The sequence below is a fragment of the Rhizobium sp. 42MFCr.1 genome (assembly GCF_000377185.1).
Lineage (GTDB): Bacteria > Pseudomonadota > Alphaproteobacteria > Rhizobiales > Rhizobiaceae > Rhizobium > Rhizobium altiplani.
This window is the reverse complement of the sequence record NZ_KB897830.1, coordinates 80,816-107,804: the sequence shown is the minus strand read 5'-3', so window position 1 is coordinate 107,804 and position 26,989 is coordinate 80,816. Positions and strand designations below refer to the sequence as shown.

Below are 26,989 nucleotides of genomic sequence, written 5' to 3'. Positions count from 1 at the left end.
GCGTGACCAGTAGGCCGAAGATGAAGGGAGATGAAGACGATGCTCCACTGTCCAATCTATCAACGATAGATTGCTGCAGGTCGAGTGCGTTTTCTGCAGTGCAGCGTCCCCCGATTTGCATACGTCCCTTGCAAATTTGGGGGCTCCGTCGCCGCTCGCGGCGGCCGTGAGGCGCGCTTCAGCTTGAAATTGCCGCTGCGGGAACCATCTGCTTTGCAGCGCCAACAGACTTTGCCTGTCGGGATGGATCAACGGGAGCCTGATGAAACTAGTTGGCTTTTTCAATCGAGATGGTGGAACGTTCAGGACCACCGACATGGAAGCCTATGAAAGGCGGGCCGAGGCGATCTTCAGGGAAGCGGGTCACGATTTCGATGCAATCGTCTTTTCCGGCAAGGAGATTGTACCCGCGATGGAGCGGGCGGCCCGCTGGGGAAACATCGATGGCATCGTCGCTGGCGGTGGCGACGGGACGATATCGGCGGCAGCGTCCATAGCCTGGAGAAACGGTATTGCACTCGGCGTTGTGCCGGCCGGGACAATGAACCTTTTCGCCCGTTCCTTGCGCGTTCCACTCGATATCTGGCAAGCGCTTGAAACACTCGCCTTTGGCGAAGTCGATCGTGTGGATATCGCTAGCGCCAACGGCAGGCCGTTCATTCACCAATTCTCGGCCGGGCTGCATGCGCGCATGGTGCGCTATCGAAATACCTACTCGTACCGCTCCCGACTTGGAAAGATGGGGGCAAGCGCGCGGGCCGCATTTGGTGTCGTGTTGAATCCACCCGAATTCGAGGTCGAGTTCGAAGCGGGGGGAGTTTATGAGAGGCGCCGGGTCTCCGCGGTCTCGGTTTCAAACAACCCTTTCGGCCAGAATGCCTTGCTTTATGCAGACAGCCTCACAGGTGGCGAACTAGGCTTCTATACCGCCAATCCACTAAAGCCGCTCGGCGTCGCGCGTCTGGCGATCGATCTCTTGCGAGGCAAGGTGAGGGAGAATGCGGACGTGATGATCATGCATCCGGCAGAAGTGCATCTGCACTTTCCAAAGCTGCCGTCAAAGGCGAATTGCGTGATGGATGGCGAGCTGCGTCCTCTGGAGCGAGACGTTGCATTGAAATTGCATCCAGGCGAACTCAAGGTATTGGTCCAGCAAGGACTTGCAGCGCAAGTTGACGAAGCGGAGCGGCGCGAAGTCGCTCCCTAGCAGCTCCTGCTGGTGGCGCATCCCAGAAATCGCTCTGGATCGGTCGGACGAGCTGAGGGGGACGCCGGAGCTAGCGCGGATATATCCAGGCGTAGCCGAAGAGCCGTTGATCCTCCGGTCGCCCGCCGATGTAACCGATGCTTGTGTACTTGGTCGCCACTGCGGAGTATTGCGGGCCGAGGTTCTGTTCAATCCAGTTAACCAGTACCGGCGGTAGCGCCGTTCGATCCTTGGAGGGAAGCCAAACCACCAGGATCGGCTTCTCCGCGGTCCAATCGTAATCGATAGCCAGGTTGCCGAAGAACGTGGACATCGTTGGAACATCAGGCAACTGCATATGCATATTTCCCGACGCCGGCCAGCTGTCGGTGAGCACCAGCCCAGGACGCTTGCCTTCCTCAGCAATGATCTTGCCGGCAAACTCCTCATAAGGCGCGTTGTAGGCCTCAGGCCGGCCGAAGAGTGACGGCGCGTGCGCGAGAACCAGACTCAGCGACGGGACGATGATCATGACCGCGAGAGGTGCGATAAAGAAGCGCCGCGCAAAATCCTGCGGTTGAATGCCTCGGGCCTGTATCTTCAGGCAAAACGCAATCGGCATCAGGAACAGGAGGGGCAGCACCCATCGGTCGCGCATGGATGTTATGCCGATGGCGAAAACCAGCACGAGAACCTGCACGCCAATCGCCAGAAATATCGTGTCGAAAAAGTGAGCCCAGATGGTCGTCGGTCGCAGACTGCGGAGGAACTTCTTGCCGAAAACGATTGCATAAACCGCAACAAGAGGCGCCATGATCACGAGCACCTGACCGAAGAACTCGGTCGGCCCCTTGATCAGTTTCGCGAGTACGCTGGTCGGCGCTTCCTGCGCCATGGTATTCAGCGTGCGGGTTGCGGCCAGGCCGATATTGTTAAGGAGCCAAAGGCCGTGCGGCGCGAAGATGAGGACCGCGACGGCAAGTGAAAGCAAGAAGCGACGGTCGAACAGGCGCTTCTGTCCCTCCGGATGCAGAAACACTGCAATGAGCGCTGCAAACACGACGAGAGTGAAGTTGTACTTCGACAGCATGCCCAGTCCCAGCGTGACGCCGATTGCCGCGTAGGAGAACAGGGATGGGGCCTTCAGCGTTTTGATGATGCTGTAGACGAAGAGGTTGATCATCAGCATCTGGGCGACTGTATGGGTCAGGTCCCTTTGTGCCTGCCAGAAAACCTGTGGAATCGTGAACAGCGAAAGCGTCGCGATGGCAGCAAACAGGCGATCATCGAGCACCAGTTTGGCCAGCTTGTAGTAGCTCAGGAAAAGAAGAAACAGCACCAGGTTCTTGGTTGCGGCAATCGTTGCGATCGACAATCCGAAGCCGGACACCACCATCGCCTGCAGCCAGTTGTAGAGCGGCGGCTGGGTGTCGTAGCCGGCCACAAGCCATTGCGAGAAGAACGCCTGCTGGGACTCATCGACCCGCAGGCCGTTTGGCACGAGGAGGCGAACGACAAAGCTGACGACAAAATATGCCGCGAGCAGCAGGACAACCGCGTCCGGCTTGCCAGCCAGCAGATTACGCATTCTCACTTCCGTCGAAGACCTGGCGGACGATGTAGTTCGGCGAGGTGTCGTCGCGATAATAGGTACGGGCAATCATCTCGGCAAGAATGCCGGTCGTGATCAACTGCACGGAGGACAGCATGAAAACGATGCCGACCATCAGCATCGGGCGGGTGCCGATGTCGTTGCCCAAGACGAACTTGTCGACGAACAGATAGAGCATCACCAGAGCGGAGATCCCACCCAGTCCCAGGCCCAGTGAGCCGAAGAAATGGCCTGGCCGTGCCTTGTAGCGCATGAAGAACATGACGGAAAGCAGGTCGAGGATCACGCGAAAAGTACGCGAGATGCCATACTTGGACTGTCCGTGCTGGCGGGCATGGTGGGTCACGACCATTTCGCCGATGCGCGAGCTTGGCACGACGCCGGCGACCCAGGCGGGGATGAAGCGGTGCATTTCGCCCATCAGCTTCACCTGCTTGATGATCGAGGCGCGGTAGATCTTCAGGCTGCAGCCATAGTCGTGCAGCTTCACGCCGGTAATGCGCCCGATCAAGTAATTGGCACACCATGAGGGAATCTTGCGTAGCAGGAGACCGTCTTGGCGGTTCCTGCGCCAGCCAACCAAAAGATCGAGCTCACGCCGCTCCAGTTCGGCGACCATGGACGGAATGTCTTTCGGGTCGTTCTGCAGATCGCCATCCATTGTGGCGATCAACCGGCCGGTCGCGGCGTCGATGCCTGCCTGCATCGCGGCCGTCTGGCCGAAATTGCGCTGCAGTTCGACGATCCTCAGCGTAAGGCCCTCGCGGCCGATGTGCTTGCGCGCATTTACCAGCGTGGCATCGGTGCTGCCATCGTCGATCAGGATAAGCTCCCAGCGATCGGAGTAGCCGGCCATGGCCAAGCAGATGCGATCGACAAGCGGGCCGACGCTCTCTTCCTCGTTGAAGACAGGCACAACGAGCGACAATTCGACCGGCCGCATCGCTTCCACGAGGCCCTGACGTGGGTCTACTGTTGTCTGCACGTTTGAATTCTCCTACAAGGCGCACGGCCAAAAGCGGCATTCGCCGCGATAGTCAGGAAAGCCTACTATATGAAGTTTCCGGTTGTTGCCAGCCGACAATCCTGGTTTATCCGCAATCGGATGACGCTGCTGACGATTGTGATCGTGGCGACTTACGCGCTTTTCATCCAGTGGTTTTGGGGCTGGCCGGTCATTCTCGGACAATGGGCCGAGGTCGGTGCTATCCCGATTATTGCCGCTCTCGCACTTCTGACCAGCACCTACTTTCTCAGGACCTGGCGCATCTACGATTATTTTCCGAGAGAAACTGCGGGACGCTTCAAGGTGCTTTTTCGCGTCACGCAGATTCACAATCTCCTGAATATCATGCTGCCGTTTCGAACGGGGGAGACAAGCTTTCCGGTGTTGATGCGCACCGAGTTCGGTATTCCGCTTGCGCGCGCCACGTCGGCGCTGTTCGTCATGCGCCTGCTTGATCTGCACGCCTTGCTGGCTGCCGCCGGCATAGGCTTCGCGATCGCGTCACCACACAACATCGTTGCATGGATCGTCTGGGTGTCCTTCCTGTCACTTCCGGTAGTCGCTTTTGCTCTGAGGCGACCGCTGTTGCGGCTTGCCGGCACGATGCTGCCGGTAAAAGCGAAGAAGCTGGTGGTTGAGGTTGAGAGGGGACTTCCGGTCGATGCCGCCGCTTTCACGCGCGCCTGGGCGATGACCGTCATCAACTGGCTCGTCAAGGTTCTGGTGCTCGCCTGGGCCCTCAACCTGATGGGCGTATTGCCGATGGCCGCAAGTTTCGGCGGGGCGCTTGGCGGCGAGCTCTCCTCTGTGCTTCCGGTGCACGCGCCGGGTGGCGTCGGCACTTATCCGGCCGGGATCACTGCCGGCGCCGTTGCCCTAGGCGCATCCAGCGAGAAGACGGCCCTTGCTGCCTTGGCGCAAGCAAGCATCAATGCGCATTTGCTGATCATCGTCTCGGCACTGACGGGCACTGCGATATCACTGCCGCTCGGCCGCAGCCGTAAGCTCTGAAATCCGTTCTCTCAGGAATGTCTGCTCTGGCGCCTGTTGACACAGCCTCAAGGCTGTCTCGTAGGCTGCAATCGCCTCGGCCTTCTGTCCCAATTGCCTCAGAAAATCGGCACGGGCCGAATGCGCAAGATGATAACTCTCCAATTCTCCTGCCTGCAGGATGGCGTCAACGAGCTGCAAACCTCTTTCTGCTCCCTCCACCATCGCCAAGGCGACGGCCCTGTTGAGTTCGGCAATCGGCGACCACTGGGCCGACAGCAGGAGATCATAGAAGCTGACGATGCGGCGCCAATCCGTACTCTCAGGCGTCTCGGCTCGCGCGTGCTCCGCAGCGATGGCCGCCTGCAGCGTGTAGATACCGACCTCGCCATTCCGCAGGGCGCCGTCGAGGCGCCCGAGACCTTCGCGAATCTTTTCACGGTCCCAAAGCCCGCGATCCTGATCGGCCAGGAGAATGAGACCTCCCTGCGAACTCCGCCTGGCGGCGCGACGCGAATCCTGAAGGAGTAGGAGTGCAAGCAGCCCCGAGACATCGGGGTGCGGCAGAAGGCGCGCGAGCAGCCGTGTCAGGCGGATGGCCTCCGAAGTGAGATCCGCTCGGACGACCTCCTCGCCGGACGAAGCGGAGTATCCCTCGTTGAAGACCAGATAGATCACATGCAGCACCCGGTCGAGCCGCTCCGGCAATTCGTCCCGCTCAGGGACCTCGTAGGGAATCTTCGCTGTGCGGATCTTGTTCTTCGCGCGTACGATGCGCTGTGCCACAGTTGGGGCGGGGACTAGAAATGCATGGGCGATCTCTTCAGTCGTAAGTCCGCATATCTCTCTAAGCGCCATCGCCATTTGCGCGTCGGCGGGTATGATCGGATGACAGCAGGTGAAGATCAACCGGAGCATGTCGTCTTGGATCAGGTCCACGTCGCCAATCTCCGTTTCATCGAAAGACCCGTATAGACTTTCCTCGATGTCCTTCGCCGACATATCGAAACGCGACCGGCGCCTGATGTGGTCGATCGCGCGAAATCGCCCGGCGGAAACGAGCCAGCCGAACGGGTTTGCCGGAACACCATCGCGGGGCCACGTCCGCGCGGCGGCTGCAAACGCGTCGTGCAGGGCTTCTTCGGCCCTGTCGAAGTCTCCAAGGAGACGGATGAGTGTCGCAAGCACCCGGCGAGACTGCGATCGGTAGATATCCTCGATCAGACGTTCCAAGGTCTACTCCGGCAATGTCAGGATCCGCACCGGGCGGATTTCCACAGCGCCAATTCGCGCACATGGAATTCCAGCGGCGATTGCCTTTGCCTCATCCATATCGGAGGCATCGATAACATACAGGCCGGCCAGATGCTCCTTCGTCTCGACGTAAGGGCCATCAGTCATGCTAAGCTCGTTGTTGCGCACCCGCAGGACGACAGCCTTATCGGGCGTTTCGAGCGCATCGGCATGAATCAGCGTGCCTCGTTCGCGCAACCCTTCGTCGAAGCCGAAATGCGCGCGAACGACAGCTTCGGTTTCTGCAGGGGCCTGACGACCGTCGACATCGGCCGAATTGTAGATCAGGCAAACATAGCGCATCGCATTATCTCCCGTCTTTGATGGAATAGGCCGGCCGTATCTCGATCGAAGCGTATTTCAATATGGGGAACGTCGAGGCGATCCTCTCGGCTTCTTCCATGTCGGCGGCGTCGATCAATACGAAGCCACCAAGATGTTCCTTGATTTCGGCGAAGGGACCGTCGGTTGCCGTCGTGACGCCCTGCCTCACTCGAAGAGTAACTGCAGATTCGGGCTCGTGCAGCGCAAGAGCGACTTGCAGGACGCCGCGGTCATGCCAGTGATCGTCGCTTGCGATGCATTCCTGCGTGACCACATCCCACTCTTCCTGCGGGACGAGCTTGCTCTTCTCGGTGTCGAACCAGACCTGGCAGAGATATTTCATGACGTCTCCCTCAACTATAAACCGGAATATCGTAGATCGGCCGGACTTCGATTGACCCTAGTCTTGCAAGCGGGATACCGGCCGCAACGCGAATGGCATCGTTCAGATCTTTTGCGTCGATAAGAATGAAGCCGCCGAGTTGTTCTTTTGTTTCTGCAAAAGGGCCGTCCGTCACTGACATTTCATCATTTCGAACGCGGACGGTCACGGCATTCTTTGGCGATTGCAGCGCCTGCGCGGCGATCATGTGCCCGCTGGCGATCAGATCATCGTCGTAAGCGAGGGACGCTCTGTCGAGGTTCCTTTTTTCCTCCTCGGTCATGGCTTCAAGCGTCGCCGGCTCGAACCAGACCTGGCAGAGATATTTCATCGTTCGCTCTCCCTGGCTGTCACGATCATTGGACGCTGAGCCTAGGGTGATTTCGACAGGAAGCGAAAAAATCTTTTTACGGAAATTTGGGTCGAAACGAGCACACTGGCTTCGACCAAGTGTCGTCAACAATATGGAGTGACGACGATGGGTTTTTTCGAGATCGTGCTGGCGAACGCCATCCGCGCAAGTCGCCAACAGAACAAACAGCCCTATCAGGCTGATACGGAACTGCCAATGATGCGGGCCACAATCGCACGCCTCGTTGCCGTCGCAGCCCTTTTTGCGATTACGATTGTGGTGCTGGATGCCGCGGGCGAGCACTATGAGCGCCAACTTGCGACTAGCGCGGTCGCAGCCACTCGCCAATAAGGGAAACGGCCTATTGGAAGGCCGTTTCGAAGAAGCTTCTGAGCTTGCGCGAATGCAGTGCTTCCGGCGGCATTGCTGCGAGTTTCTGGATCGCACGGATACCAATTTGCAGATGCTGGTTGACCTGCGTCCTGTAAAAGGCGGTCGCCATGCCGGGCAGCTTCAATTCGCCATGCAACGGCTTGTCCGATACGCAGAGCAGGGTGCCGTAGGGCACGCGGAAGCGGAAGCCGTTTGCGGCGATCGTCGCCGATTCCATGTCGAGCGCGATGGCACGAGCCTGGGACAGACGTTTGACCGGACCGCGTTGGTCGCGCAACTCCCAGTTCCTGTTGTCGATCGTGCCGACTGTGCCGGTGCGCATGATGCGCTTCAGCTCGAAGCCTTCGTAGCCGGTGATCTCTGCCACGGCGCCCTCCAGGGCGACCTGCACTTCCGCCAGTGCCGGGATCGGCACCCAGACAGGCAGATCGTCGTCAAGGACGTGGTCTTCGCGCATGTACGCGTGAGCAAGGACATAATCACCCAGGCGCTGGCTGTTGCGCAGGCCGGCGCAGTGGCCGAGCATCAGCCAGGCATGCGGGCGAAGGACGGCCACGTGGTCGGTGATCGTCTTGGCATTGGATGGGCCGACGCCGATATTGATCATGGTGATCCCGGCATGCCCTTTCTTTTTCAGATGGTAGGCCGGCATCTGCGGGAGGCGCGAAAGCGTAACGTCGGTCTCTGGCTGATTGGAGCCGGCATGCGTGATGATATTGCCCGGCTCGACAAAGGCCGTGTAGCCATCTCCGCCTTCCGCCATCAGCTTGCGTGCCCAGATGCAGAATTCGTCGATGTAGAATTGGTAGTTCGTAAACAGCACGAAGTTCTGAAAATGCTGCGCGCCGGTCGCGGTGTAATGGGCAAGACGGGCAAGCGAGTAGTCGATGCGCTGAGCCGTAAAGGCGGCAAGCGGCGAAGGTTCACCTGGCGGCGGAATGTATTCGCCGTTGGCAATCTCGTCGTCCGTTGTGTTCAGGTCCGGCGTGTCAAACAGATCACGCATCGGAATGTCCATGAACGCCGCGGCGGATGCCTCGACATGGGCACCCTCACCGAACGCAAAGTGCAGTGGAATAGGCGTCGTCGATTCTGAAACGACGACCGGCACGTTATGATTTCTCATCAACAGGCCAAGCTGCTGCTTCAGATAGTGCCGAAACAGCTGCGGCCGAGTAATCGTCGTCGTGTAAATGCCGGGAGCGGTAACGTGCCCGTAGGACAGACGAGTATCGATGTGGCCGTAACTCGTCGTCTCGATGCTAACTTGTGGGTAGAAGGCACGATAGCGCGATGTAATTGGTGCGCCCTTGGCTAGCGTTGCGAAGCTCTCAACCAGGAAATGGGTGTTGCGTTCGTAGAGTTCTGTCAGCGCGTCGACTGCCTCGACGGGATCGTCAAAGGTTTGCGGCGCGAAAGGTGACGGAGACGAAATGTCGAGAGGGGAAGAGATTCGTTTGTTCATGCGGCATTATAGGGTGTTGTTCCTAACAAGCAAACGACGCGTCTAAAGGGATTGCAGAGATTTTTGGGGGCAGCGATGTGCCGCCGCAGCCAGTCAGTTGCTTGTTCTGCAGAACGGGCGGCTGGCGTCGAAGCACGTATAGTTGGCCCCGAAGTGTGACTGCGCACCGCCACCGGCATTGCGGTTGACCGCAACCGAAAAGCTGACGGCGAAGACTGCTGCAAACAGCGTGATGATGGTGAAACGTCTTGCCAAAATGAGCATATCCATGCCTTTGCCCCGGTATCGCCTTAGCGTTGAGACAGTTTTGCCACGTTGTGGCTGAACCGGTGCTGAGATCATGGTTCATCAGGCGTTCAGGAAGCCGGGCAGCTTGAAGCGCGGCTGCTGCTTATCTCTTTGGTCCCGCAAAGGAGATTTTCATGACGGCACCGATTGAGCTTTATTACTGGCCCACCCCCAACGGCTGGAAGATCAGCATCATGCTCGAGGAACTCGGCGTTCCCTACGAGGTCAAGTATATCAATATCGGCAAGGGGGAGCAGTTCACGTCGGAATTCCCGAAGATCGCCCCGAACAACCGTATGCCGGCAATTGTCGATCCGGATGGCCCCGGCGGCGAACCGATCTCGGTGTTTGAGTCCGGCGCCATCCTCCAATATCTCGGTCGCAAGTTCGGGAAGTTCTATTCGACGGACGAGCGCACACGCGTCCAGATCGAGGAATGGCTCTTTTGGCAGGTGGGTGGCTTGGGCCCCATGGCTGGACAGGCGCATCACTTCCGCGGTTATGCACCGGAGAAGATCGAATACGGCATCAACCGCTATACCAATGAAGTGAACCGCTTATACGGCGTGATGAACAAGCTGTTGGCAGAGCGCGAATATCTCGCCGGGGACTACTCGATTGCCGACATGGCTTGCATCGGCTGGGTCGTTCCATACGAGAAGCAGGGACAGGACCTCAACGAGTTTCCCAACCTCAAGCGCTGGTTCGAGACGATGATGGCGCGCCCGGCCGTGGTCCGTGGCACGGCAATCGGCAAGGAAGAGCGCGAACGCAGCAATCTTGCCGATGACAAGGAAGCGCAGAAGATCCTTTTCAAGCAGCGCGCCCGCTGACAATTGACGCAGAAAAGCGCCCGGCTTTCGGGAGCCCGGCTTTCCGGGCGCTTCCTTTTGGAAAGCCGTTTCTTACAGGCGTGTCCAGGTCTGCGATTTGCAGAGCACGTTGAGGACGCAGCCTTTCATCTTCAGTGAATTTCCGAAAATATTGCCGGATCCGCTATAGGTTTTGTCGTTGGCTGGATCGGTGATCTGGCCGGTATAGGTAACACCGCTTCCTGCGAGAATGCCGATCTTCTTGCCGGCATACTTGCCGGATTTCAGCACGATGCAGTAGCTGCCGCCGCAAGATGCAATCTGGGCCGTATCGCCCGCAGCTGTCTTCCAGTTGCCGACGATCGGTTCGTCAGCAGAAGCTGCCCCGGCGGCAAACATCAATGCGCCAGAGAGAATAAGTGTTCGGATCATTCGTTCCTCCCTAATGTCCAGGCGCGAAAATATATGACGCGAACGTAAACGTAAATGTGTTTTTCACTGCTTCAGGCGAGCGTTTTTGCAGACCGACAGCGGCGAAATCTTCCGTTCTGGGCATTTGATGCTGATTTCGTGGTGAACGGAAGGTTGATTTTCAGATCTGAATATTCCGTAAAATTGTGTCGAAAATCCTTAATCCGCAAGGGATCCGATGTTTAACAAAAATCCAATTTTACCAAGCGTTTGCACTTTGTTTGTCTCAAATTAATCATGCATTTTAGGCGTTTTTTGAAAGCGCATCGGCATAGTGGATCCATCAAACGAGCGGGGCAAACCCGCCGAACCGAAGGGTACTTAGAACCGCGATAGACGGCAGGTCTCCGGAGGTAAAACAGGGCAAGTCGATAACAGGCAAAACAGGGATAAACCGATGGCACGTTTTGAAATGCACAATGCTGAAATGGCCACCATGGGTGGCGAGAACAACGCCGACATCTTCTGCGAAATGGGTCTGATGTATGCGACCGGCCGCGGCTGCGCTGTCGATCTGGTCGCCGCTCACAAGTGGCTGAACATCGCAGCGATCAAAGGCAACGACCGCGCCGCCGAGCTTCGGGCTGACGTTGCCGCAGGCATGGACAAGATGCAGATCGTGGAAGCGCTGCGCGCTGCCCGCGAATGGATGACGATCCACTGAGAACCGTTTGCCCGCAAAGGCGCGGGCAAGATCGATAACAACCTCAAAAGGGGGCTGGCGCGGTGCTCGGACGCGCCAATGCCAGGACATCAACCGCGACCGGCAGGAACAAGGCTGGCGCGGTTCCTTGCGTTTAACCTAATGTCTTGAGTACCTGCGGCAGGGCTTCCTCGAGAAGCGCCATGTCAGCTTCCGGTCCAACGCTGACGCGGATGCAGCGGTTGAGCGGGGCAGCGCCGGGCATGCGAATGAAGACGCCGTGCTGCATCAGGCCATCGACAATGGCACGGGCATAGGTGCCGTCACGTCCGGCGTCGATCGCAACGAAATTTGTGGCGGAGGCGAGCGGAACGAGGTTGTTGGCCTTGGCGATGGCGGCGATCCGGTCGCGCGCGCCGTGGATGCTGGCCACGACCTCGGCGAGATAGGCTTGGTCCTTGAGTGCCGCCAGTGCAGCGATCGTGGCCAGTCGATTCATGCCGAAATGATTGCGGATCTTGTCGAATGCGCGCGCCGTACCTGCTGTCGAGATGACATAGCCGACCCTGGCGCCCGCCAGGCCATAGGCTTTCGAGAAGGTGCGCGTGCGCACAACATTCGGCAAGTCGATCAGCGCGCTGATGGGGGGCAGCGATCCCACCGGGCCGGTTTCGCTGTAGGCCTCGTCGAGAATGAGCATCGTGGTTTCCGGTAGCGCACGGGCAAAGGCGACGGCACTGTCGGCATCCCACCAGCTTCCCATCGGATTGTCCGGATTGGCGAAATAGACCAGCGGCGCGTTCTCGCGTTTGACGGCTGCGAGGAGGCCGTCGAGATCTTCGCGATCGCTGGCATAGGGCACGGTCACGAGCCGCCCGCCGAAGCCGGCAACGTGGAAATTGAACGTTGGATAGCCGCCGAGCGATGTCACGACGGGTGCGCCCGGCTCAATGACGAGCCGTACGATCTGGCCGAGCAGTTCGTCGATGCCGCCCCCTATCGCGATGGAGTCGATTCCGACGCCCAGATGGTTGGCAAGTGCTTCTCTGAGCTCGTAGTTTTCAGGATCGTTGTACTTCCATATCTCGCCAGCCTGGAAGCGCATGGCTGCGAGTACGGATGGGGCAGGGCCAAAGCCATTCTCGTTGGCGCCGATACGCGCCTTGACCTGAAGGCCGCGCTGACGCTCGATTGCTTCTGGGCCGACGAACGGAACGGTGGAGGGAAGGGCGTTAGCAAGCGGCGTGAAGCGCGAGAAGGCGGACATGCTGGGGCAATTTCCTGGATGCTGTGAAAATTCGGACCGACAATAGGCCCCGCTGCCGCCAAGGCAAGAAACATTATTCCCCGGTATTCACGATTTACATCCGCACGATTCCGCGGGCTTCGATCGCTTCCATGTTGCCAATCATGAAGTCGGCGCGCAAAACGCGGCGCAGCACGTCGGGCTCGATCGTATTGATGAAGCGGACGCCGATACGTTCGTTGTTGCGATAGGTTTCCGCACAACCGATCCGATAGGCAAGGCCGAGAATGTTAAGGTAGTAGTGCTTTGGCAGGCCTGCGGTGGATGACACGACAAACGTAGCGCCACCCTGCGAGATATCGACGATCTCCGCACTCCGGACGGAGATGCCGGTAAGACAGGGCCGAACCGCAACGATCCGGGCAGGGCGCCTTACGTTGAATTTTTCCCAGCGCGTCTCGTAAACCGCGGATTTCACGGTTGCAAGGTGTGTGGCACGAAGCATCGACATTCCGCGTTTCCCTGAACCAAGGTAATCCCGGTTCTCTTCAAATAAAGCCTCACACGAATGCCTTGCACAATTGTGAACGAGGAAAATACAATTTTAGCGATGCGGCCATTTCCGCCCGCTCGGCCAGCTGGGGCGAACATCTTCTCGCGTCGAGTAGCGAATGGATCGCCGGACCGTAGTTGTCGCGAATTGTCATCGAACTCTTTGTCGATTTGCACGTTTGCCTAATTGTCGGCGGCGCATAGCGCTTCAAAATTGCAAAGCGAGGAAATCACAATGGTTGATGTCAGAGTTCCGTCGAAGTCGTGGGTCGTTGTTTGCGATGGTGCCAAGGCATTGATCCTGCGGAACGCAGGCGATGCGGAATTGATGAACCTCAAGGTTGAAGAAACCCTGAGTCAGCCCAACGAACCGGACCGCGAAATAGGCGCAGACAAACCGGGTCGAACGCACGCGGCCGATGGGCAGAGTGCCAGTGCCGTTGAGCAGACGGACTGGCACGAGCAGGCCGAGGCAGAGTTCCTGAAGCTGGTAGCCGCAAAGATGGAGGTGCTGGTGCGTGAAAAAAACGCGCGTCGCATCATTTTGGTTGCGCCGCCAAAGGCGCTCGGTACGCTGCGAGCCAACCTATCGGCCGATGTTCAGGCTGCAGTTTCGGCTGAGGTGCCGAAGGATTACATTAATCTGCCGGTCGACCAAATAGAGCGGCACCTAGCTTCTTGACGCAACCTCCTACGGCCGCGGCGCACCGCCACCAGGGAACCGGCGGTTTCGCAGACAAGATGCAAGAGCAATACATCGAGGCTAAGATTCGAAATTCAGCCTTAAGACGTGATGCAGGAATTCCGGGTTGATCAGCATGTTGAAGCTGATCGTCACGAGGTCGCCCTCGCGCTTGACCACCGTCGAGCCGATCTCGTCGTGGATGCCGAGGATTTCGAGGAAGAAGTGGTTCGGGACCTCGAGGCTCGGATTGACCTCCAGCACCGCGCCGGCAAGCGTGATCGTGCGGATCAGGCAGCGGACTTGCGTTCCCGTGCTGAGGTGATGCCCAACGAAGATGATCTTTCCGGGGCGGTCGAGCGAAAACTCCCGGTAAACCTGCTCGGGCTGCTCTGTGTCGAGGTGCATCTGAAAGGCCATGGTAGCCTCCGCTTGTTGTACGCTTCGAGATTAGCGCAAGATTGCTGACAACTTCTGAATGATCTCCCTACAATCCGAAGCTTATGCCTGTGTGGAGATCAAAATGGCTCGTTATTAGACAGGGATGGGCCTCCGTGGCATCGCTTGACAGTTCGCCGCCGTTCAAGCATATCGAGCTTGGCTCGAGGCGCCTGCCGCTCGCGGACGACAAGTCCATGGTGAAGTACTCGATAGGATCAGTCGCAGCCAATTGGTGCATGCTGACTGCAGGCAATGCGAGCACCCTTGTACAGGTCGAAATGGCATGCCTTCCGAAAGGCTGAATCCGTGACCACCGCATATCCGACAATCGAAGAATTGAAATCGCAAGCCAAGCGCCTCCGCCAGGCCATGGAAGCGCGCGGCACCGCGATCTCTCATAGTGCCGCGCTGGAACTCATTGCCCAGCAGCATGGCGTGCGTGATTGGAACACGCTCTCCGCACTCGCCACCCGGCCGAACGAGGAACCAATCGCCGCCATCTCCGTAGGCTCCCTGGTGCGCGGCCGCTATTTAAACCAGCCGTTCACCGGCAAGGTCCTGGCGCTTGCCGCTCAACCGGGCGGCGGGCTCCACAAGATCACCATCCACTTCGACGAACCGGTGGATGTCGTGACCTTCGAGAGCTTCTCCGCCTTCCGGCAGCGCATCAACGCGCAGGTCGACAGCAATGGCGAATCTCCGCGCAAGACCTCGAACGGCGTCCCACATCTCGTGCTCGAGATTTAAGTGGCCACTTAGTGTGCGCAGTGTTGGTGGCAGTTGATGGAGGATTGGACCATCAACACGCTGCCGCGCTGTCAGGCTATTTGCCGATCGTGATTTCGCCTACGCCTTCAGCAGCCATTCGTGCTCTGGCTGGTTGTGGAACTTCCATACCCGCTTCGGGCCGGCCATGACGTTAAGATAGTAGAGATCATAGCCGTGGACGGTGGCGCACGGGTGGTAACCCTTCGGCACCAGCGTCACGTCGCCATTCTCCACCGCCATCGCCTCATCGAGCGACCGATCATCGGTATAGACGCGTTGGAAGGCGAAGCCCTGCGGCGGGTTCATTCGGTGGTAATAGGTCTCCTCCAGCAGGCTCTCGTTCGGCAGATTGTCCTGATCATGCTTGTGAGAAGGGTAGGAGGATGTATTGCCGTTCGGCGTGATGACCTCGACAACCAGCAGCGAATGAGCGGAGTTGTCGTCCTCGGGCATGATGTTGGTCACGAGGCGAACATTCGAGCCCTTGCCGCGCTGGAATTGCGGGTGCACGCCGGGCGGGATGAGCTTCGCCTTGTAATCGCCGCCGCCAGGCGCCGAGCAGGCGGCAAGTTCGAGATCGGTTTCCGCCGTCACCGACCAGCTTGTGCCAGCCGGAACATAGAGCGAGTGCGGCGCACCCTCGAATGGGCTCATGCGCCCGCCGACCGAACCGAAATCCTCTCCAGCGGCGGTCGCCTTGCCTTTGCCGGCCACCCAGACGAGGCAGACTTCACGGTCGCTTGCGGCGCCGGAGACGGTCTCACCCGGCTTCAGCCGATGCATGTCGAAGCCGACATAAGTCCAGCCGGCGGTGTCGGGCGTGACGTGGGTGACGCGACCGCTGTCACCCTTGGGCTTTACGAGAAGGTTCGGCATGAACGTTTGTCCTTCATTCCACATCAATGCGCTTCAACGGGCGTGTTATCCCTTCGGAAATCCTTCGGTTTCCACCGTGTAGCCAGCGGCCGTCATCACCCGCATCAATTCGGCGTGACCGATCTCCGCCATCTTCTGCGGCGGCGCCTTGCGCGGATCCTGTTCTGCCTCGACGACGAACCATCCCTCATACCCGTAACCGGCGAACCGCTTGACAATGGCGCCGAAATCAAGCGAGCCATCGCCGGGTACCGTGAAGGCGCCGAGCGCTACCGCATCGAGGAATGACTGCTTGCTGCGGTCGAGCCCGTCGACAACGGCCTTGCGGATGTCCTTGACGTGGACGTGGTTGATGCGGGCGTGGTGGTTATCGATGGCGCGCAAGACGTCGCCGCCGGCGAAAGCCAGGTGCCCGGCGTCGAGCAGAAGGGGAATGCCTTCGCCCGAATTGCGCATGAAGGCATCGAGCTCCGGCTCGGTCTCGACGACGGCCGCCATGTGGTGGTGATAGGAAAGCGGCATGCCCTGCTCGGCGCACCATTCGCCAAACTGCGTGACCTTGCGGGCATAAGCCTTCATCTCGTCGTCGGAGAGGCGCGGCTTGGTGGCAAGCGGCTTGGAGCGGTCCCCCTGAATTGAACGGCCAACCTCGCCATAGACGATGCAAGGCGCGTTGACGGCTTTGAACAGCTCGATCATCGGCGCAATGCGCTCCTTGTTGGCGGAAAGGTCCTCGTCGACAAGCGTGCCGGAGAACCAGCCGCCGCAGAGCGTCACGTCGGCGGCGCGCAGGATCGGCAGCATCTCGGCCGGATTGTTCGGAAAGCGGCGGCCCTGTTCCATGCCGGTGAAGCCGGCGCTGCGCGACTGGCGCAGGCATTCTTCCAGGGATACGTCGTCGCTGAGCTCAGGAAGATCGTCGTTCCACCAGGCGATCGGCGACATGCCAAGTTTGGCCTTCATCAATAGTCTCCTCAAAGGCATTGCTGGAAGAGCGGGACCGCTCTTCCGAAAATTAAAACAGCCGGTTAGGCGATACGCTGGTCGGCGCGCGCCTTGACGTAAGCCGCATGCGCCTTGTTGACCTGTTCACGCGGGCTGACTTCAGGGACAGCAACGTCCCACCAATAGCCCCCAGCTTCCGTCGTGATCAGCGGATCGGTGTCGATGACGAAAACCGACGTACGGTCGTTCTTTTTTGCGTCCGCGATCGCCTTCTCGAGCTCGGCGATCGATGCGACTTTCACCGCGACGGCGCCCATACTCTCGGCATGCGCCCGGAAGTCGATCTCGGGCATCACCTCGTAGTGCGCGTCCCTCAGCAGGTTGTTGAAGTTCGCGCCACCGGTCGCCATCTGCAGCCGGTTGATGCAGCCGTAGCCACGGTTGTCGAGCACGACGATGTTGAGCTTCAGGCCGAGCATGACCGACGTCGCGAGCTCGGAATTCAGCATCATGTAGGAGCCGTCGCCGACGAGGACGAAGACTTCCTTCTCGGGCTGCGCCATCTTGGCGCCAAGGCCGCCGGCGATCTCGTAGCCCATGCAGGAGAAGCCGTATTCCATGTGGTAGCTGCCGGGTGCCGTCGCCGGCCAGAGCTTATGCATCTCGCCCGGCAGACCGCCGGCGGCGCAAAGGCCGATTGCCTTTTCGAGGTCGATCGTGCGCGTAACGGCGCCGACCACCTGGGCGTCGGAGGGCAGGGCGGCATTGGTGCTCGCCATCGCCTTGGCGGCCGCCTCCACCCAGACCTTCTTTTCCCGTTCGGCCTTTTCCGCCAGCACGGTCGGTGCTTTCCAGTCGGTAAGCCCGCTCGAGACCGCCTTCAGACCTTCGCGCGCATCGGCCACCAATGTCTGGCCGTCGTGCTTTGCGGCATCGTAGGCGGCAATGTTCACGCCGAGAATTTTCAGCTTCTCGTTCTGAAACAGTGCCCAGGAGCCGGTCGTGAAATCCTGGCAGCGAGTGCCGACAGCGATGATCAGATCTGTTTCCGCTGCAATCGCATTGGCCGCCGATGTCCCTGTGACACCGACCGAGCCAAGCGCCAGCGGATGCCGCTCGTCGATCGCCGACTTTCCGGCCTGCGTGACCACGACGGGGATCCGGTGTTCCTCCGCAAATGCCGTCAGTTCCTTGGTTGCTTGGGAGTAAAGCACGCCACCGCCCGCGATGATGACCGGCTTTTCGGATTTCTTGATGAGAGCGATAGCGTTCGCCAACTCATCGGCATCCGGGCGCGGACGACGCATGGTCCAGACGCGCTCCTGGAAGAAGCTTTCGGGATAATCGAAGGCTTCCGCCTGCACGTCCTGGCACAGCGACAGCGTAACTGGGCCGCAATCGAGCGGATCAGTCAGCACCTGCATGGCACGCTTCAGCGCCGAGATGATCTGCTCGGGGCGCGTGATGCGATCGAAATAGCGGGAGACCGGGCGGAAAGCGTCGTTGGCTGAAACGGTGCCGTCGCCAAAATCCTCGATCTGCTGCAGCACCGGATCCGGTACACGGTTGGCAAAGACGTCGCCCGGCAGGAAGAGAACCGGAATGCGGTTGACGTGGGCGACACCGGCGGCCGTCACCATGTTGAGTGCACCGGGGCCGATCGAGGTCGTGCAGGCCATGAAGCGTTGGCGGAAATTCGCCTTGGCATAGGCAATCGCCGCATGGGCCATGCCCTGTTCGTTATGGGCGCGATAGGTCGGCAATTCGCCACGCACTTGGTATAGGGCCTCGCCAATGCCGGCGACGTTGCCGTGCCCGAAGATCGCCCAGACGCCGCCGAAGATCGGCACCTTCTTCCCGTCGACTACTGTCATCTGCTTCTTGAGAAAATGCGCAACGGCCTGCGCCATCGTCAATCGTACAGTCTTGCCCATGGGGCACCTCCCAAATGCTCTAATTAATGTAGGCCGCGGGTTTTCAACCAGGCCTCGGTCAATTGGCGGAAGCGTCCGGCCATATCTGCGATCGCTTCTTCATCATTCAACTTGCCGGAAAGCCAGCCGCGGGCTGCCTCGGCAAAAATCGTGCGGCCGACGGCGAATCCCTTCACGGAAGGAGCTGCCAGCGTCGCCTCGAAGCCTTTCACCAGCTCGTTGGCCGGCGCTTCAAGGCCGAGCAACACGATGCCACGGCACCAGGGGTCGTTCTTGGCGATCACGGCATCGATTTTCTTCCAGGCGGCCGTCGAAGCTTGAGGCTCGAGCTTCCACCAATCCGGTTTGATGCCGAGCGCATAGAGTTCTTCCAGCGCCGTCGAGATCGTATCATCGGTCAGCGGTCCGTTCTTGCTTGCGATGATTTCGACGAGCAATTCGCGGCCAACCTTGCGGGCGGCTTCAAAGAGCGTCCGCAGCTTTTCCTGCTGCTCGGTCTTCAGGGCTGCCGGATCGTCCGGATGGTAGAAGCACAGGCACTTGATGCAATGATCGAGAGGCCATTCCGCAAGCTGCGAGCCGATGTCCTGGCTGAACTCGAAGCGAAGCGGTTTGGAACCCGGCAATTCCACCGGGCGACCGATCCATGCGAAGTTCTTGGTTGCCGCATCGAAGAAGGCGTCGCGTCCGAAGCGCTCGTCGATCAGCATGCCGTAACCGTTGCGGCCATCCGCGACACGGGCGGCGGCTTCTACCGCAAGGCGCTTGAAGGCGACGATCTTCTTGTAATCTACGCCGAGTTCGTCGCAGACGCTGGTGAGCTGCGACCGGTGGTCGATGGCAAGCGCCATGAGAAGCGGAATGTCGCCCTTGCGCGTCGAGGCCCAGTGAATGTGATTGATCGCTTCGTCCTTGCGCAGCGCGCGATGCTTGCTGCCGTGCTTCAGAAAGTAGTCGAGCTCCGCCCAGGTCGGATATTCCGGCGAGCAGAGCAGGCGGGAGACGGCGAAGGCGCCGCAGGCGTTGGCCCAGGTGGCGCAGGTCTTCAGCGGCTTGTTCTTCAGCCAGCCGCGCAGCAGGCCTGACATGAAGGCGTCGCCGGCGCCGAGCACGTTGAACACCTCGATGGGGAAGCCTTCGCCGACGATGCCGTCTTCCAGATTGTCGCTGATCGGACCGTCATAGACGATGCAACCCATCGCACCGCGCTTGAGAACGATCGTTGCCGGCGACAGGCGGCGAATTTCCTTGAGTGCGCCAAGGACGTCGTCGGCGCCTGACGCAATCAGGATTTCCTCTTCCGTTCCGACAATCAGGTCGCAGTCTGGAAGCGTTTCCTTCATCTTGGAGGAGACACGGTCCGACTTCACATAGCGCTCAAAGCCCTCGGCATGGCCTGCGAGGCCCCAGAGATTCGGCCGATAATCAATGTCGAAGATTACCTTTCGGCCATTGGCCTTGGCGATGCGGATGGCCTTGCGCTGTGCGGCTTCCGTGTTCGGCCGGGAAAAATGCGTGCCCGACACCAGCACGGCGCGCGACGACTTGATGAAGCTTTCGTCGATATCACCTTCATCGAGCGCCATGTCGGCACAGTCCGCGCGATAGAAGATCATCGGCGATACGCCTTCGGCTTCGACGGCGAGGAGCACCAGCGCCGTCAGGCGCTCCTTGTCGGTCTTGATGCCTTTCGTCTCGACCCCTTCGCGCGCAGATTGCTCAATGATGAACCGGCCCATCTGCTCGTCGCCGACGCGGGTGATCAGGCCCGACTTGAGCCCGAGACGGGCTGTCCCGATGGCGATGTTCGCAGGGCAACCGCCGACAGACTTGGCAAAAGAACCGATATCCTCAAGGCGCGAGCCGATCTGTTGCCCATAGAGGTCGACCGAGGAACGCCCGATCGTGATCACGTCAAGCGACGGTTCTGGCTGCGAGCCCGGGTTCGGTTGTGCCATGATGTCCTCCCGCTAGATTTTTGGCTACGGCTTGACGCCTGCTGATTTGCGAGCAATGAAACATCGGTTCCGTATTGTTGTCAATTCGGAATGTTTGTTCCATTTTTCATTTAGTCGATTTTGCGTGGGCTCGCTTGCGCCGCCGCTCGGCGATCGCCACCGGAATTGCCATTGTCAGGGCCATCGAAGCAGAAAGCGAGCGGAAGCCGGCAAAGTCTGCCTCCGCCACCTCGAACCAGCAGGTGGCGCGGGCGGCGAGGGGCGAAAAGGCCGAATCGGTGATGGCAACGACAGGCACGCCACGATCCGCCAACGCTTCCGCCTGGCTGAGGCTGTCGGCGGCATAGGGAGAGAAGCTCGCTGCGATTGCTGCATCCTTCCCCGTCGCGAACTGCACCATTTCCGGATCGACGCCATTTGGCGATGCGACGATCTGGTGCCGAATGTTCAGCTTCGAGAAGGCGTAGGTCATATGCGCCGTCAGCGGATAGGAGCGTCGCTTGGCGATCAGGTAAATCGTCTCGGCAGCCGCGAGGATATCGACTGCCTTGGTAAAGGTATCCGTCTGGACGGTAGCCGCCAGCCTGTTGACCGATTGGCTCGCAGCCGAAATGAAACCGGAAAGCAGGTTGGCGTCCTCGTCCTCGCCGCTTGCCTGCTCCAGCGTCACCAGTCGCTCTTCATATGTCAGCGTTCGGTCACGCAGGCGTTCGCGAAAGATGCTCTGCAGGTCCGAAAAGCCCTCGTAGCCAAGATGATGGGCCAGACGCACCAGGGTCGACGGTTGCACGTCGGATGCCGCAGCGATGCTTGCCGTCGTGCCGAAGGCGATTTCGTCCGGGTTGCCGAGTGCGAAAGCTGCGACCTGCGCAAGCCGCTTCGGCATGTTTGCTTTCCGTTCGATGATGATGCTGCGCAGGCTCTCGAAGTCGCGAGGAACCCTGGCGGGCGTTTTGCTGTCACTGTCCATCCACGCTGTCCATTGAACGAAATAAACATTCCATATTTATGAGCATAGATGATTTTCATTCGGGAGCCCAATTGTTTTTATTCTATTGAAATCAAAGTGTTTTGAACAGTTTTTTGAGCCGGGGCGGCAAAAGTGCGCGAGAAAGGCCGCTTGTCAAAATGATCTAAATATTCCAAAAATCCGCCCGACATCTGGAGGAGATACAATGAAAGCACTGGGAATCGGCCTGATCGGCACTGGCTATATGGGCAAGTGCCACGCACTCGCATGGAATGCGGTCAAGACCGTATTCGGCGACGTCGAACGCCCGCGCCTGGTCCATCTGGCCGAAGCCAATGCCGAGCTTGCCGAGAAGCGCGCCTCCGAGTTCGGCTTCGAAAAGGCAACCGCCGATTGGCGCAGGCTGATCGCCGATCCCGAAGTTGATGTCGTTTCCGTCACCACGCCGAACCAGTTCCACGCCGAGATGGCGATTGCCGCGCTTGAAGCGGGGAAGCACGTCTGGTGCGAAAAGCCGATGGCACCGGCTTATGCCGATGCCGAACGCATGCTGAAGACGGCAAAGGCCTCGGGCAAGATCGCCGTTCTCGGCTACAATTATATCCAGAACCCCGTCATGCGGCATATCAAGGCACTGATCGAGGAGGGGGCGATCGGTGCGGTCAATCACATCCGCGTCGAGATGGACGAGGACTTCATGGCCGATCCCGATGTCTTCTTCTATTGGAAGAGCGAGCTTTCCGCCGGCTACGGCGCGCTTGATGATTTCGCCGTGCACCCGCTGTCGCTGCTCTGGCATCTGTTCGGTCACGTTGAGGCTGTCATCACCGACATGGTAAAGCCCTACGCCAGCCGGCCGTTGAAGGAAGGCGGTCGCCGCGATGTCGAGAATCACGATGCGGCCAATGTCCTGATGCGACTTGGCGGTGGGATCTCTGCGGTGCTGATGGCAAACCGCGCCGCTTGGGGGCGGAAAGGGCGAATCGCGCTGCAGATCTTCGGCTCGAATGGCGCCATTACTTACGATCAAGAGCGCATGAACGAATTCGAACTCTATCAGGCCGAAGGGCGCGGCTCGGAGCAGGGCTTCCGCAAGATACTCGCCGGCCCGGCGCATCTCCCCTACGATCGCTTCATCCCGGCGCCTGGCCACGGGCTCGGCTTCAACGATCTGAAAATCATCGAATGCCGCGAACTGATCCGGGCAATTTCCGGTGAGCCGTCGTCGATCGTGACATTCGAAGACGGTCTTAGGATAGAGAAGTCCGTTCACGCCATGGCACAGTCATTCCACGAGCGCCGCTGGATCGAGATCGATTGAGGTCTGTCCGCTTCCGGTTGACGGCGCTGGAGGCAGGGGATACCCCTTTTCTGGAACACGCGGCTGCATGCTGGGAGTGAAAACGTGACGGACAGACTGGTGATCATCGGCGCGGGGCAGGCGGGCTTTGCATTGGCCGCGAAACTGCGTGCGCTCAAGGATATGCGCCCAATCACCATCATCGGTGCGGAAGACGCGCTGCCCTACCAGCGGCCGCCACTCACGAAGAAGTACCTGCTTGGCGAGATGACCTTCGATCGACTGCTGTTCCGGCCGGAACACTGGTACCCCGACAACAATGTCGAGATCAGGCTTTCCACCTGGGCGGAGCAGATCGTGCGTGACAAGAAGCAGGTCCTGCTACAGGATGGTTCAGCGCTCGACTACGGCACGCTGGCGTTGACGACCGGCTCCACGCCGCGCGCACTGCCTGCGTCGATCGGCGGGAATCTCGAGGGCGTTTATGTGGCGCGTGACAAACGTGACGCTGATCTGCTTGCTGATGAAATGCGGCCCGGTCGCCGAGTCCTCATTATTGGTGGTGGCTATATCGGACTTGAGGCAGCTGCTGTCGCCCGTCACCGCGGTCTCGAGGTTACCGTGATCGAGATGGCTGACCGAATCCTGCAGCGTGTCGCTGCCAGGGAGACGGCCGACATCATGCGGGTGATTCATGAGACACATGACGTTGTCATCCGGGAGAAGACCGGGCTCAAGCATCTTGTCGGCCATGAAGGCAGGGTTGTCGCTGCCGAACTCTCCGACGGATCCACGATCGAGGTCGATTTCGTCATTGTCGGCATCGGCGTCGTCCCGAACGATCAACTCGCCAAGGAGGCGGGTCTCGAGGTCGCCAACGGAATCATCGTGGATGAATTCGCCCGCACGTCCGATCCGTCGATTTTTGCCGCGGGTGACTGTGCGGCCCTGCCGTGGCACGGCGGACGCATCCGTCTCGAATCGGTGCAGAACGCCGTCGACCAGGCAGAAGCCGTCGCCGCCATCATCGCCGGCGGCAACGAAGCATACGATCCCAAGCCTTGGTTCTGGTCGGATCAGTATGACGTGAAGCTGCAGATCGCCGGCTTCAACATGGGCTATGACGATACAGTCCTGCGTCCAGGCTCGCGCGACGGCGCCCACTCGATCTGGTATTTCAAGAATGGGGCGTTCATCGCCGTGGATGCCATCAATGACGCCAGGGCCTACGTCAGCGGCAAGAAGATGCTGGAATCCGGGATCAATCCCGACAGGGCGATCATTGCGGACGCATCTACCGATCTCAAGCAACTGCTGAGCTGAGGCCGGCGGCCTCGGCATCAGGTGAAAAAGCCGAAAAAGCGCTTGCGTCACCTGTCGAATGACTCTATCAGGCTCCCACCGGAGAGGTGGCCGAGTGGTCGAAGGCGCTCCCCTGCTAAGGGAGTATACGTCAAAAGCGTATCGAGGGTTCGAATCCCTTCCTCTCCGCCACCATGATCATCGCACAAACTGTTTCGACGAATGACCGCTCTTCGAGTGCGTCGTCTTTCGGTGCGCTGTCCACGACCTCCGCGTTTGGCGTCCCGAATCTCGCGTCAGCAGAATCGAACCGAGAATCATCCTTCGTCAACAAAGCTGATTCTGCTGCGATAGCACATGAGGCCGAGGGCAGGCGCCAACACGCTGTCTCCCTCATCTCCTGTAAAAGACGCGAATCCGGCAGGAAACTGGTTCCAATGTGGCACAATCCACAGCCGCACACCCCAGCTCAGCGGCGGCAAACTCCCGCAAAATCAGGGGTTTCTTAATAAAGTATAAAGAAACGAGAGGGGCGGATGCCGCATTTGTGACCTTTCAGCAACAGCGTATGCGGAAGGCTGTCGCAAACACCCCAAACGGGCAAGTTGGTGATTGCGTGACAGTCCCGGTCTTGTATTTTCAACCTCGGAAGCAAGGGCGGTTGATCGTCCGACTTCTTGAAACATGGGGATGGGGCAGGGAACGCTGCTCTAACGGCGAAAAACCCAGACCCGATCGAAACTTTGAATTGGAGGTCAATATGAACATCAAGAGCCTTCTTCTCGGCTCCGCTGCTGCTCTCGCAGTAGTTTCCGGTGCTCAGGCTGCTGACGCTATCGTTGCTGCTGAGCCGGAACCGGTTGAATACGTCCGCGTCTGCGACGCTTACGGCACCGGCTACTTCTACATCCCGGGCACGGAAACCTGCCTGAAGATCGAAGGTTACATCCGTTTCCAGGTTAACGTAGGCAAGGACGTATCGAACGACGGCCCGATCGGCGCTCTGGAAGGCACGTCCGACTGGGACGCATTTACCCGCGGTCAGGTTCAGTTCACGGCCAAGAGCGACACCGAGTATGGTCCGCTCACCGGCGTGATCGTTCTGCAGCACAATGCTGATGCCGCCAACGCTGGTTACCAGAACTCGATCCTCGACTCGGCTTACATCGACATCGCTGGCATCCGCGCCGGTCTGTTCTACAGCTGGTGGGATGACGGCCTCTCGGGCGAAACGGACGTTCTCGCAAGCCACGAAACGCTGCACAACTCCCTCCGTTACCAGTATGAGTCTGGCGACTTCTACGCCGGTATCTCGGTTGACGAGCTGGAAGACGGTCACTTTAACTCCGACGAAAACCCGAACAACGTTGGCGTTGCTCTCGGCCTCGGCGGCAAGGCTGGCGCGTTTACCTACCAGGTTATCGGTGGCTATGACACCGACAACGAAGAAGGTGCGATCCGTGCCATGGGTACGGTTGCCGTTGGTCCGGGCACGCTCGGCCTCGCAGCTGTCTGGGCGTCTGGCGGCAACTCCTACTACGACGCTTCCGAGTGGACGATCGCAGCTGAGTACGCCATCCAGGCTACTGACAAGCTGAAGATCACCCCCGGTGCTCAGTACTTCTTCAACTATGGCATTGACGCTGACAGCGACAATGACTTCACCAACGACGACGCCTGGAAGGTTGGTGTGACGGTTGATTACCAGATCACTGACAACTTCTACGCCAAGGCTTCGGTCCAGTACCTCGATGGCGATGGCATCGACGACCAGACGCAGGGTTACTTCCGTCTGCAGCGTGCATTCTAAACTGATCTGACTTTGGTCAATCAGGAGAGCCCGGCTTTCGAGCCGGGCTTTTTGTTGTGGGGCACTGCACGCGACGTGCGTGAAGGAGTCCTACGCCTCCGCAACGAACCGTCTGATACCCGGGATCACCGGCTGCACATGCAGCAGCGGTGCGTGTCCCTGGCCAGGCGCCTCCAGAATTACGATGGCCGGACTCCGCGCGCGCATCTCGGCAAGCGTCTTGTCGGAGATCAGATCGGAGTTGTCGCCCTTGACGACCATGAGAGGTATCGTTGCGAGCCTGTCGTAATAGTGCCAGAGATCAGGCAGCGGCTGATCGAAGTCGATCATCTGTAAGTGAGCGGCAATGGCCGGATCGAAGTCCGCGATCGGCTTCCCGTCGAGTTCCCGATAGATGGCCGCTGCCATCTCCTGCCAGTCGCGCTCCTCAAGGGCGGTGAAGGAGGAGCCATGGCAGGCCTTGAGGAATGCGACTGCTTCCGGCCAGTTGCGCGGCGGCGCGGCAGAATTGAGATAGTCGCGGATGCGCTTGAGGCCGCTGGGTTCAATCTCCGGTCCGATGTCGTTGAGAATGACGGCGGCGATCAGATCCGGCCCCATCTCAGCCAGCAGATGAAGAATCAGCCCGCCCCGCGAGGTGCCGATGAAGATGGCGCGTTCAATGGCGAAATGCCGGCAGGCCGAAATGACATCCCGCGTCTCGACGCCGAGATTGTAGTTCGCCTTGTTGGCATCCCAATCGGACAGGCCGCGCCCGCGATAGTCGAGCGTGATGACGCGTCTCGGCATCGCTCGATCGGTCGACAGGAGCAGCGCCAGTTGGTGAAAGTCACGCGAGTTCCGGGTCAATCCCGGCAAACAGATGATCGGCAGCCGCTCAGTGATGTCAGGGCCACCGTAGTCTCGCGCATGGAGCGTGAGTCCGTCATCGCTCTGATAGGTTGTCGCTCGGAACCCGTCGTCTCTTGCCTCGTCCACGCTTGGTCGT

28 protein-coding genes and 1 tRNA gene are annotated in these 26,989 nt (G+C 59.3%); 11 read left to right on the top strand and 18 right to left on the bottom strand.

The genetic code is table 11. The features are described 5' to 3' along the window. Positions 1 to 262: 262 nt before the first annotated feature. Positions 263 to 1,207 carry a diacylglycerol/lipid kinase family protein gene (locus C934_RS0114940; protein ID WP_026371815.1) on the top strand — a complete coding sequence of 315 codons (945 nt, stop codon included), beginning with the start codon at positions 263 to 265 and terminating at the stop codon, positions 1,205 to 1,207. Between the two features lie 70 nt (positions 1,208 to 1,277). Here the strand turns inward: C934_RS0114940 and C934_RS0114935 are convergent, their stop codons facing one another. Together C934_RS0114935 and C934_RS0114930 are read right to left on the bottom strand one after the other, a co-directional pair. Then, positions 1,278 to 2,774, bottom strand: a complete 1,497-nt coding sequence (locus C934_RS0114935) for a glycosyltransferase family 39 protein (RefSeq protein ID WP_018857463.1) — start codon at positions 2,772 to 2,774, stop codon at positions 1,278 to 1,280. Then, on the bottom strand, positions 2,767 to 3,783 hold the full coding sequence (locus C934_RS0114930) for a glycosyltransferase family 2 protein (RefSeq protein ID WP_026371814.1): 1,017 nt from the start codon (positions 3,781 to 3,783) through the stop codon (positions 2,767 to 2,769). The genes C934_RS0114935 and C934_RS0114930 overlap by 8 nt, the downstream gene beginning before the upstream one ends. A gap of 69 nt (positions 3,784 to 3,852) precedes the next feature. On the opposite strand from C934_RS0114930, the gene C934_RS0114925 reads away from it, so the two are divergent. Further along, positions 3,853 to 4,815 (top strand): lysylphosphatidylglycerol synthase domain-containing protein, encoded by a 963-nt coding sequence (locus C934_RS0114925; protein WP_018857461.1) that lies wholly within the window; start codon positions 3,853 to 3,855, stop codon positions 4,813 to 4,815. Here the strand turns inward: C934_RS0114925 and C934_RS0114920 are convergent. From C934_RS0114920 to C934_RS35170, 6 genes are all read right to left on the bottom strand, one after another. Next, complete coding sequence (locus C934_RS0114920; RefSeq protein ID WP_018857460.1) at positions 4,783 to 6,027, bottom strand: RNA polymerase sigma factor; 1,245 nt, start codon at positions 6,025 to 6,027, stop codon at positions 4,783 to 4,785. The two genes, C934_RS0114925 and C934_RS0114920, sit on opposite strands and share 33 nt — an antisense overlap. Positions 6,028 to 6,030: 3 nt before the next feature. Then, a complete protein-coding gene (locus C934_RS0114915) occupies positions 6,031 to 6,390 on the bottom strand; it encodes a YciI family protein (RefSeq protein ID WP_018116256.1) in 360 nt (119 codons plus the stop codon). A 4-nt stretch (positions 6,391 to 6,394) separates the two neighbouring features. Next, complete coding sequence (locus C934_RS0114910; RefSeq protein WP_018857459.1) at positions 6,395 to 6,754, bottom strand: YciI family protein; 360 nt, start codon at positions 6,752 to 6,754, stop codon at positions 6,395 to 6,397. A 10-nt stretch (positions 6,755 to 6,764) separates the two neighbouring features. After that, positions 6,765 to 7,124 (bottom strand): YciI family protein, encoded by a 360-nt coding sequence (locus tag C934_RS0114905; RefSeq protein ID WP_018857458.1) that lies wholly within the window; start codon positions 7,122 to 7,124, stop codon positions 6,765 to 6,767. A 382-nt stretch (positions 7,125 to 7,506) separates the two neighbouring features. Next, complete coding sequence (locus C934_RS0114895; protein ID WP_018857456.1) at positions 7,507 to 9,003, bottom strand: AMP nucleosidase; 1,497 nt, start codon at positions 9,001 to 9,003, stop codon at positions 7,507 to 7,509. Positions 9,004 to 9,096: 93 nt separating this feature from the next. Continuing rightward, a complete protein-coding gene (locus C934_RS35170) occupies positions 9,097 to 9,273 on the bottom strand; it encodes a hypothetical protein (RefSeq protein WP_018116339.1) in 177 nt (58 codons plus the stop codon). Between the two features lie 152 nt (positions 9,274 to 9,425). On the opposite strand from C934_RS35170, the gene C934_RS0114885 reads away from it, so the two are divergent. Beyond that, positions 9,426 to 10,124: a glutathione S-transferase N-terminal domain-containing protein gene (locus tag C934_RS0114885; protein WP_018857455.1), complete on the top strand. Its 699-nt coding sequence runs from the start codon at positions 9,426 to 9,428 to the stop codon at positions 10,122 to 10,124. 72 nt (positions 10,125 to 10,196) lie between these two features. On the opposite strand, the gene C934_RS0114880 is transcribed toward C934_RS0114885, so the two are convergent. Beyond that, positions 10,197 to 10,535, bottom strand: a complete 339-nt coding sequence (locus C934_RS0114880) for a DUF2147 domain-containing protein (protein WP_018116338.1) — start codon at positions 10,533 to 10,535, stop codon at positions 10,197 to 10,199. A 436-nt stretch (positions 10,536 to 10,971) separates the two neighbouring features. On the opposite strand from C934_RS0114880, the gene C934_RS0114875 reads away from it, so the two are divergent. Continuing rightward, on the top strand, positions 10,972 to 11,238 hold the full coding sequence (locus C934_RS0114875) for a sel1 repeat family protein (protein ID WP_018857454.1): 267 nt from the start codon (positions 10,972 to 10,974) through the stop codon (positions 11,236 to 11,238). A 133-nt stretch (positions 11,239 to 11,371) separates the two neighbouring features. Here the strand turns inward: C934_RS0114875 and C934_RS0114870 are convergent, their stop codons facing one another. Then, on the bottom strand, positions 11,372 to 12,484 hold the full coding sequence (locus tag C934_RS0114870) for a pyridoxal phosphate-dependent aminotransferase (protein ID WP_018857453.1): 1,113 nt from the start codon (positions 12,482 to 12,484) through the stop codon (positions 11,372 to 11,374). A gap of 94 nt (positions 12,485 to 12,578) precedes the next feature. Further along, the gene (locus C934_RS0114865) at positions 12,579 to 12,974 is read right to left on the bottom strand and encodes a hypothetical protein (RefSeq protein WP_018116335.1); all 396 of its coding nucleotides are present in this window, start codon (positions 12,972 to 12,974) and stop codon (positions 12,579 to 12,581) included. A gap of 276 nt (positions 12,975 to 13,250) precedes the next feature. Between C934_RS0114865 and C934_RS0114860 the strand changes: the two genes are divergently transcribed. Beyond that, positions 13,251 to 13,697 (top strand): baeRF12 domain-containing protein, encoded by a 447-nt coding sequence (locus C934_RS0114860; RefSeq protein WP_018857452.1) that lies wholly within the window; start codon positions 13,251 to 13,253, stop codon positions 13,695 to 13,697. Between the two features lie 81 nt (positions 13,698 to 13,778). Here C934_RS0114860 and C934_RS0114855 read toward each other — a convergent pair whose 3' ends face one another. Then, positions 13,779 to 14,105: a hypothetical protein gene (locus C934_RS0114855; protein WP_026371813.1), complete on the bottom strand. Its 327-nt coding sequence runs from the start codon at positions 14,103 to 14,105 to the stop codon at positions 13,779 to 13,781. Positions 14,106 to 14,251: 146 nt separating this feature from the next. Between C934_RS0114855 and C934_RS0114850 the strand changes: the two genes are divergently transcribed. Next, entirely contained in the window at positions 14,252 to 14,440 is a 189-nt protein-coding gene (locus C934_RS0114850) for a hypothetical protein (RefSeq protein WP_018857450.1), read from the top strand. A gap of 4 nt (positions 14,441 to 14,444) precedes the next feature. Beyond that, a complete protein-coding gene (locus C934_RS0114845; RefSeq protein WP_018857449.1) occupies positions 14,445 to 14,885 on the top strand; it encodes a glyoxalase superfamily protein in 441 nt (146 codons plus the stop codon). A gap of 99 nt (positions 14,886 to 14,984) precedes the next feature. Here the strand turns inward: C934_RS0114845 and iolB are convergent, their stop codons facing one another. The 5 genes from iolB to C934_RS0114820 all read right to left on the bottom strand — a co-directional run bounded on the left by iolB (position 14,985) and on the right by C934_RS0114820 (position 21,589). Continuing rightward, positions 14,985 to 15,782, bottom strand: coding sequence for a 5-deoxy-glucuronate isomerase (gene iolB, locus C934_RS0114840; protein WP_026371812.1), 798 nt, complete (start codon positions 15,780 to 15,782; stop codon positions 14,985 to 14,987). Positions 15,783 to 15,827: 45 nt separating this feature from the next. Next, on the bottom strand, positions 15,828 to 16,745 hold the full coding sequence (gene iolE / locus C934_RS0114835) for a myo-inosose-2 dehydratase (protein ID WP_018857447.1): 918 nt from the start codon (positions 16,743 to 16,745) through the stop codon (positions 15,828 to 15,830). A 65-nt stretch (positions 16,746 to 16,810) separates the two neighbouring features. Beyond that, positions 16,811 to 18,661 carry a 3D-(3,5/4)-trihydroxycyclohexane-1,2-dione acylhydrolase (decyclizing) gene (iolD, locus tag C934_RS0114830; RefSeq protein ID WP_018857446.1) on the bottom strand — a complete coding sequence of 617 codons (1,851 nt, stop codon included), beginning with the start codon at positions 18,659 to 18,661 and terminating at the stop codon, positions 16,811 to 16,813. A gap of 23 nt (positions 18,662 to 18,684) precedes the next feature. Further along, a complete protein-coding gene (locus C934_RS0114825; protein WP_018857445.1) occupies positions 18,685 to 20,619 on the bottom strand; it encodes a bifunctional 5-dehydro-2-deoxygluconokinase/5-dehydro-2-deoxyphosphogluconate aldolase in 1,935 nt (644 codons plus the stop codon). Positions 20,620 to 20,725: 106 nt separating this feature from the next. Next, positions 20,726 to 21,589, bottom strand: a complete 864-nt coding sequence (locus C934_RS0114820; RefSeq protein WP_018857444.1) for a MurR/RpiR family transcriptional regulator — start codon at positions 21,587 to 21,589, stop codon at positions 20,726 to 20,728. Positions 21,590 to 21,794: 205 nt separating this feature from the next. Here C934_RS0114820 and C934_RS0114815 point away from each other — a divergent pair, with 205 nt between their 5' ends. The 4 genes from C934_RS0114815 to C934_RS0114800 all read left to right on the top strand — a co-directional run bounded on the left by C934_RS0114815 (position 21,795) and on the right by C934_RS0114800 (position 26,001). Continuing rightward, a complete protein-coding gene (locus tag C934_RS0114815; RefSeq protein WP_018857443.1) occupies positions 21,795 to 22,910 on the top strand; it encodes a Gfo/Idh/MocA family protein in 1,116 nt (371 codons plus the stop codon). 84 nt (positions 22,911 to 22,994) lie between these two features. Next, positions 22,995 to 24,212, top strand: a complete 1,218-nt coding sequence (locus tag C934_RS0114810; RefSeq protein ID WP_018857442.1) for an NAD(P)/FAD-dependent oxidoreductase — start codon at positions 22,995 to 22,997, stop codon at positions 24,210 to 24,212. Between the two features lie 80 nt (positions 24,213 to 24,292). Next, positions 24,293 to 24,383: transfer RNA gene (locus tag C934_RS0114805), tRNA-Ser, on the top strand. 568 nt (positions 24,384 to 24,951) lie between these two features. After that, on the top strand, positions 24,952 to 26,001 hold the full coding sequence (locus tag C934_RS0114800) for a porin (RefSeq protein WP_018857441.1): 1,050 nt from the start codon (positions 24,952 to 24,954) through the stop codon (positions 25,999 to 26,001). A gap of 90 nt (positions 26,002 to 26,091) precedes the next feature. Here C934_RS0114800 and C934_RS0114795 read toward each other — a convergent pair whose 3' ends face one another. Then, positions 26,092 to 26,979 carry an alpha/beta fold hydrolase gene (locus C934_RS0114795; protein WP_018857440.1) on the bottom strand — a complete coding sequence of 296 codons (888 nt, stop codon included), beginning with the start codon at positions 26,977 to 26,979 and terminating at the stop codon, positions 26,092 to 26,094. Between the last annotated feature and the right edge of the window lie 10 nt (positions 26,980 to 26,989).

Excerpts from the sequence above, each read along its gene's own strand:
- C934_RS0114940 (WP_026371815.1), top strand. The coding sequence starts at position 263 with ATGAAACTAGTTGGCTTTTTCAATCGAGATGGTGGAACGTTCAGGACC.
- C934_RS0114935 (WP_018857463.1), bottom strand. The coding sequence starts at position 2,774 with ATGCGTAATCTGCTGGCTGGCAAGCCGGACGCGGTTGTCCTGCTGCTC.
- C934_RS0114925 (WP_018857461.1), top strand. The coding sequence starts at position 3,853 with ATGAAGTTTCCGGTTGTTGCCAGCCGACAATCCTGGTTTATCCGCAAT.
- C934_RS0114915 (WP_018116256.1), bottom strand. The coding sequence starts at position 6,390 with ATGCGCTATGTTTGCCTGATCTACAATTCGGCCGATGTCGACGGTCGT.
- C934_RS0114910 (WP_018857459.1), bottom strand. The coding sequence starts at position 6,754 with ATGAAATATCTCTGCCAGGTCTGGTTCGACACCGAGAAGAGCAAGCTC.
- C934_RS0114905 (WP_018857458.1), bottom strand. The coding sequence starts at position 7,124 with ATGAAATATCTCTGCCAGGTCTGGTTCGAGCCGGCGACGCTTGAAGCC.
- C934_RS0114895 (WP_018857456.1), bottom strand. The coding sequence starts at position 9,003 with ATGAACAAACGAATCTCTTCCCCTCTCGACATTTCGTCTCCGTCACCT.
- C934_RS35170 (WP_018116339.1), bottom strand. The coding sequence starts at position 9,273 with ATGGATATGCTCATTTTGGCAAGACGTTTCACCATCATCACGCTGTTT.
- C934_RS0114885 (WP_018857455.1), top strand. The coding sequence starts at position 9,426 with ATGACGGCACCGATTGAGCTTTATTACTGGCCCACCCCCAACGGCTGG.
- C934_RS0114880 (WP_018116338.1), bottom strand. The coding sequence starts at position 10,535 with ATGATCCGAACACTTATTCTCTCTGGCGCATTGATGTTTGCCGCCGGG.
- C934_RS0114875 (WP_018857454.1), top strand. The coding sequence starts at position 10,972 with ATGGCACGTTTTGAAATGCACAATGCTGAAATGGCCACCATGGGTGGC.
- C934_RS0114870 (WP_018857453.1), bottom strand. The coding sequence starts at position 12,484 with ATGTCCGCCTTCTCGCGCTTCACGCCGCTTGCTAACGCCCTTCCCTCC.
- C934_RS0114865 (WP_018116335.1), bottom strand. The coding sequence starts at position 12,974 with ATGTCGATGCTTCGTGCCACACACCTTGCAACCGTGAAATCCGCGGTT.
- C934_RS0114860 (WP_018857452.1), top strand. The coding sequence starts at position 13,251 with ATGGTTGATGTCAGAGTTCCGTCGAAGTCGTGGGTCGTTGTTTGCGAT.
- C934_RS0114855 (WP_026371813.1), bottom strand. The coding sequence starts at position 14,105 with ATGCACCTCGACACAGAGCAGCCCGAGCAGGTTTACCGGGAGTTTTCG.
- iolB (WP_026371812.1), bottom strand. The coding sequence starts at position 15,782 with ATGCCGAACCTTCTCGTAAAGCCCAAGGGTGACAGCGGTCGCGTCACC.
- iolE (WP_018857447.1), bottom strand. The coding sequence starts at position 16,745 with ATGAAGGCCAAACTTGGCATGTCGCCGATCGCCTGGTGGAACGACGAT.
- iolD (WP_018857446.1), bottom strand. The coding sequence starts at position 18,661 with ATGGGCAAGACTGTACGATTGACGATGGCGCAGGCCGTTGCGCATTTT.
- C934_RS0114825 (WP_018857445.1), bottom strand. The coding sequence starts at position 20,619 with ATGGCACAACCGAACCCGGGCTCGCAGCCAGAACCGTCGCTTGACGTG.
- C934_RS0114820 (WP_018857444.1), bottom strand. The coding sequence starts at position 21,589 with ATGGACAGTGACAGCAAAACGCCCGCCAGGGTTCCTCGCGACTTCGAG.
- C934_RS0114815 (WP_018857443.1), top strand. The coding sequence starts at position 21,795 with ATGAAAGCACTGGGAATCGGCCTGATCGGCACTGGCTATATGGGCAAG.
- C934_RS0114800 (WP_018857441.1), top strand. The coding sequence starts at position 24,952 with ATGAACATCAAGAGCCTTCTTCTCGGCTCCGCTGCTGCTCTCGCAGTA.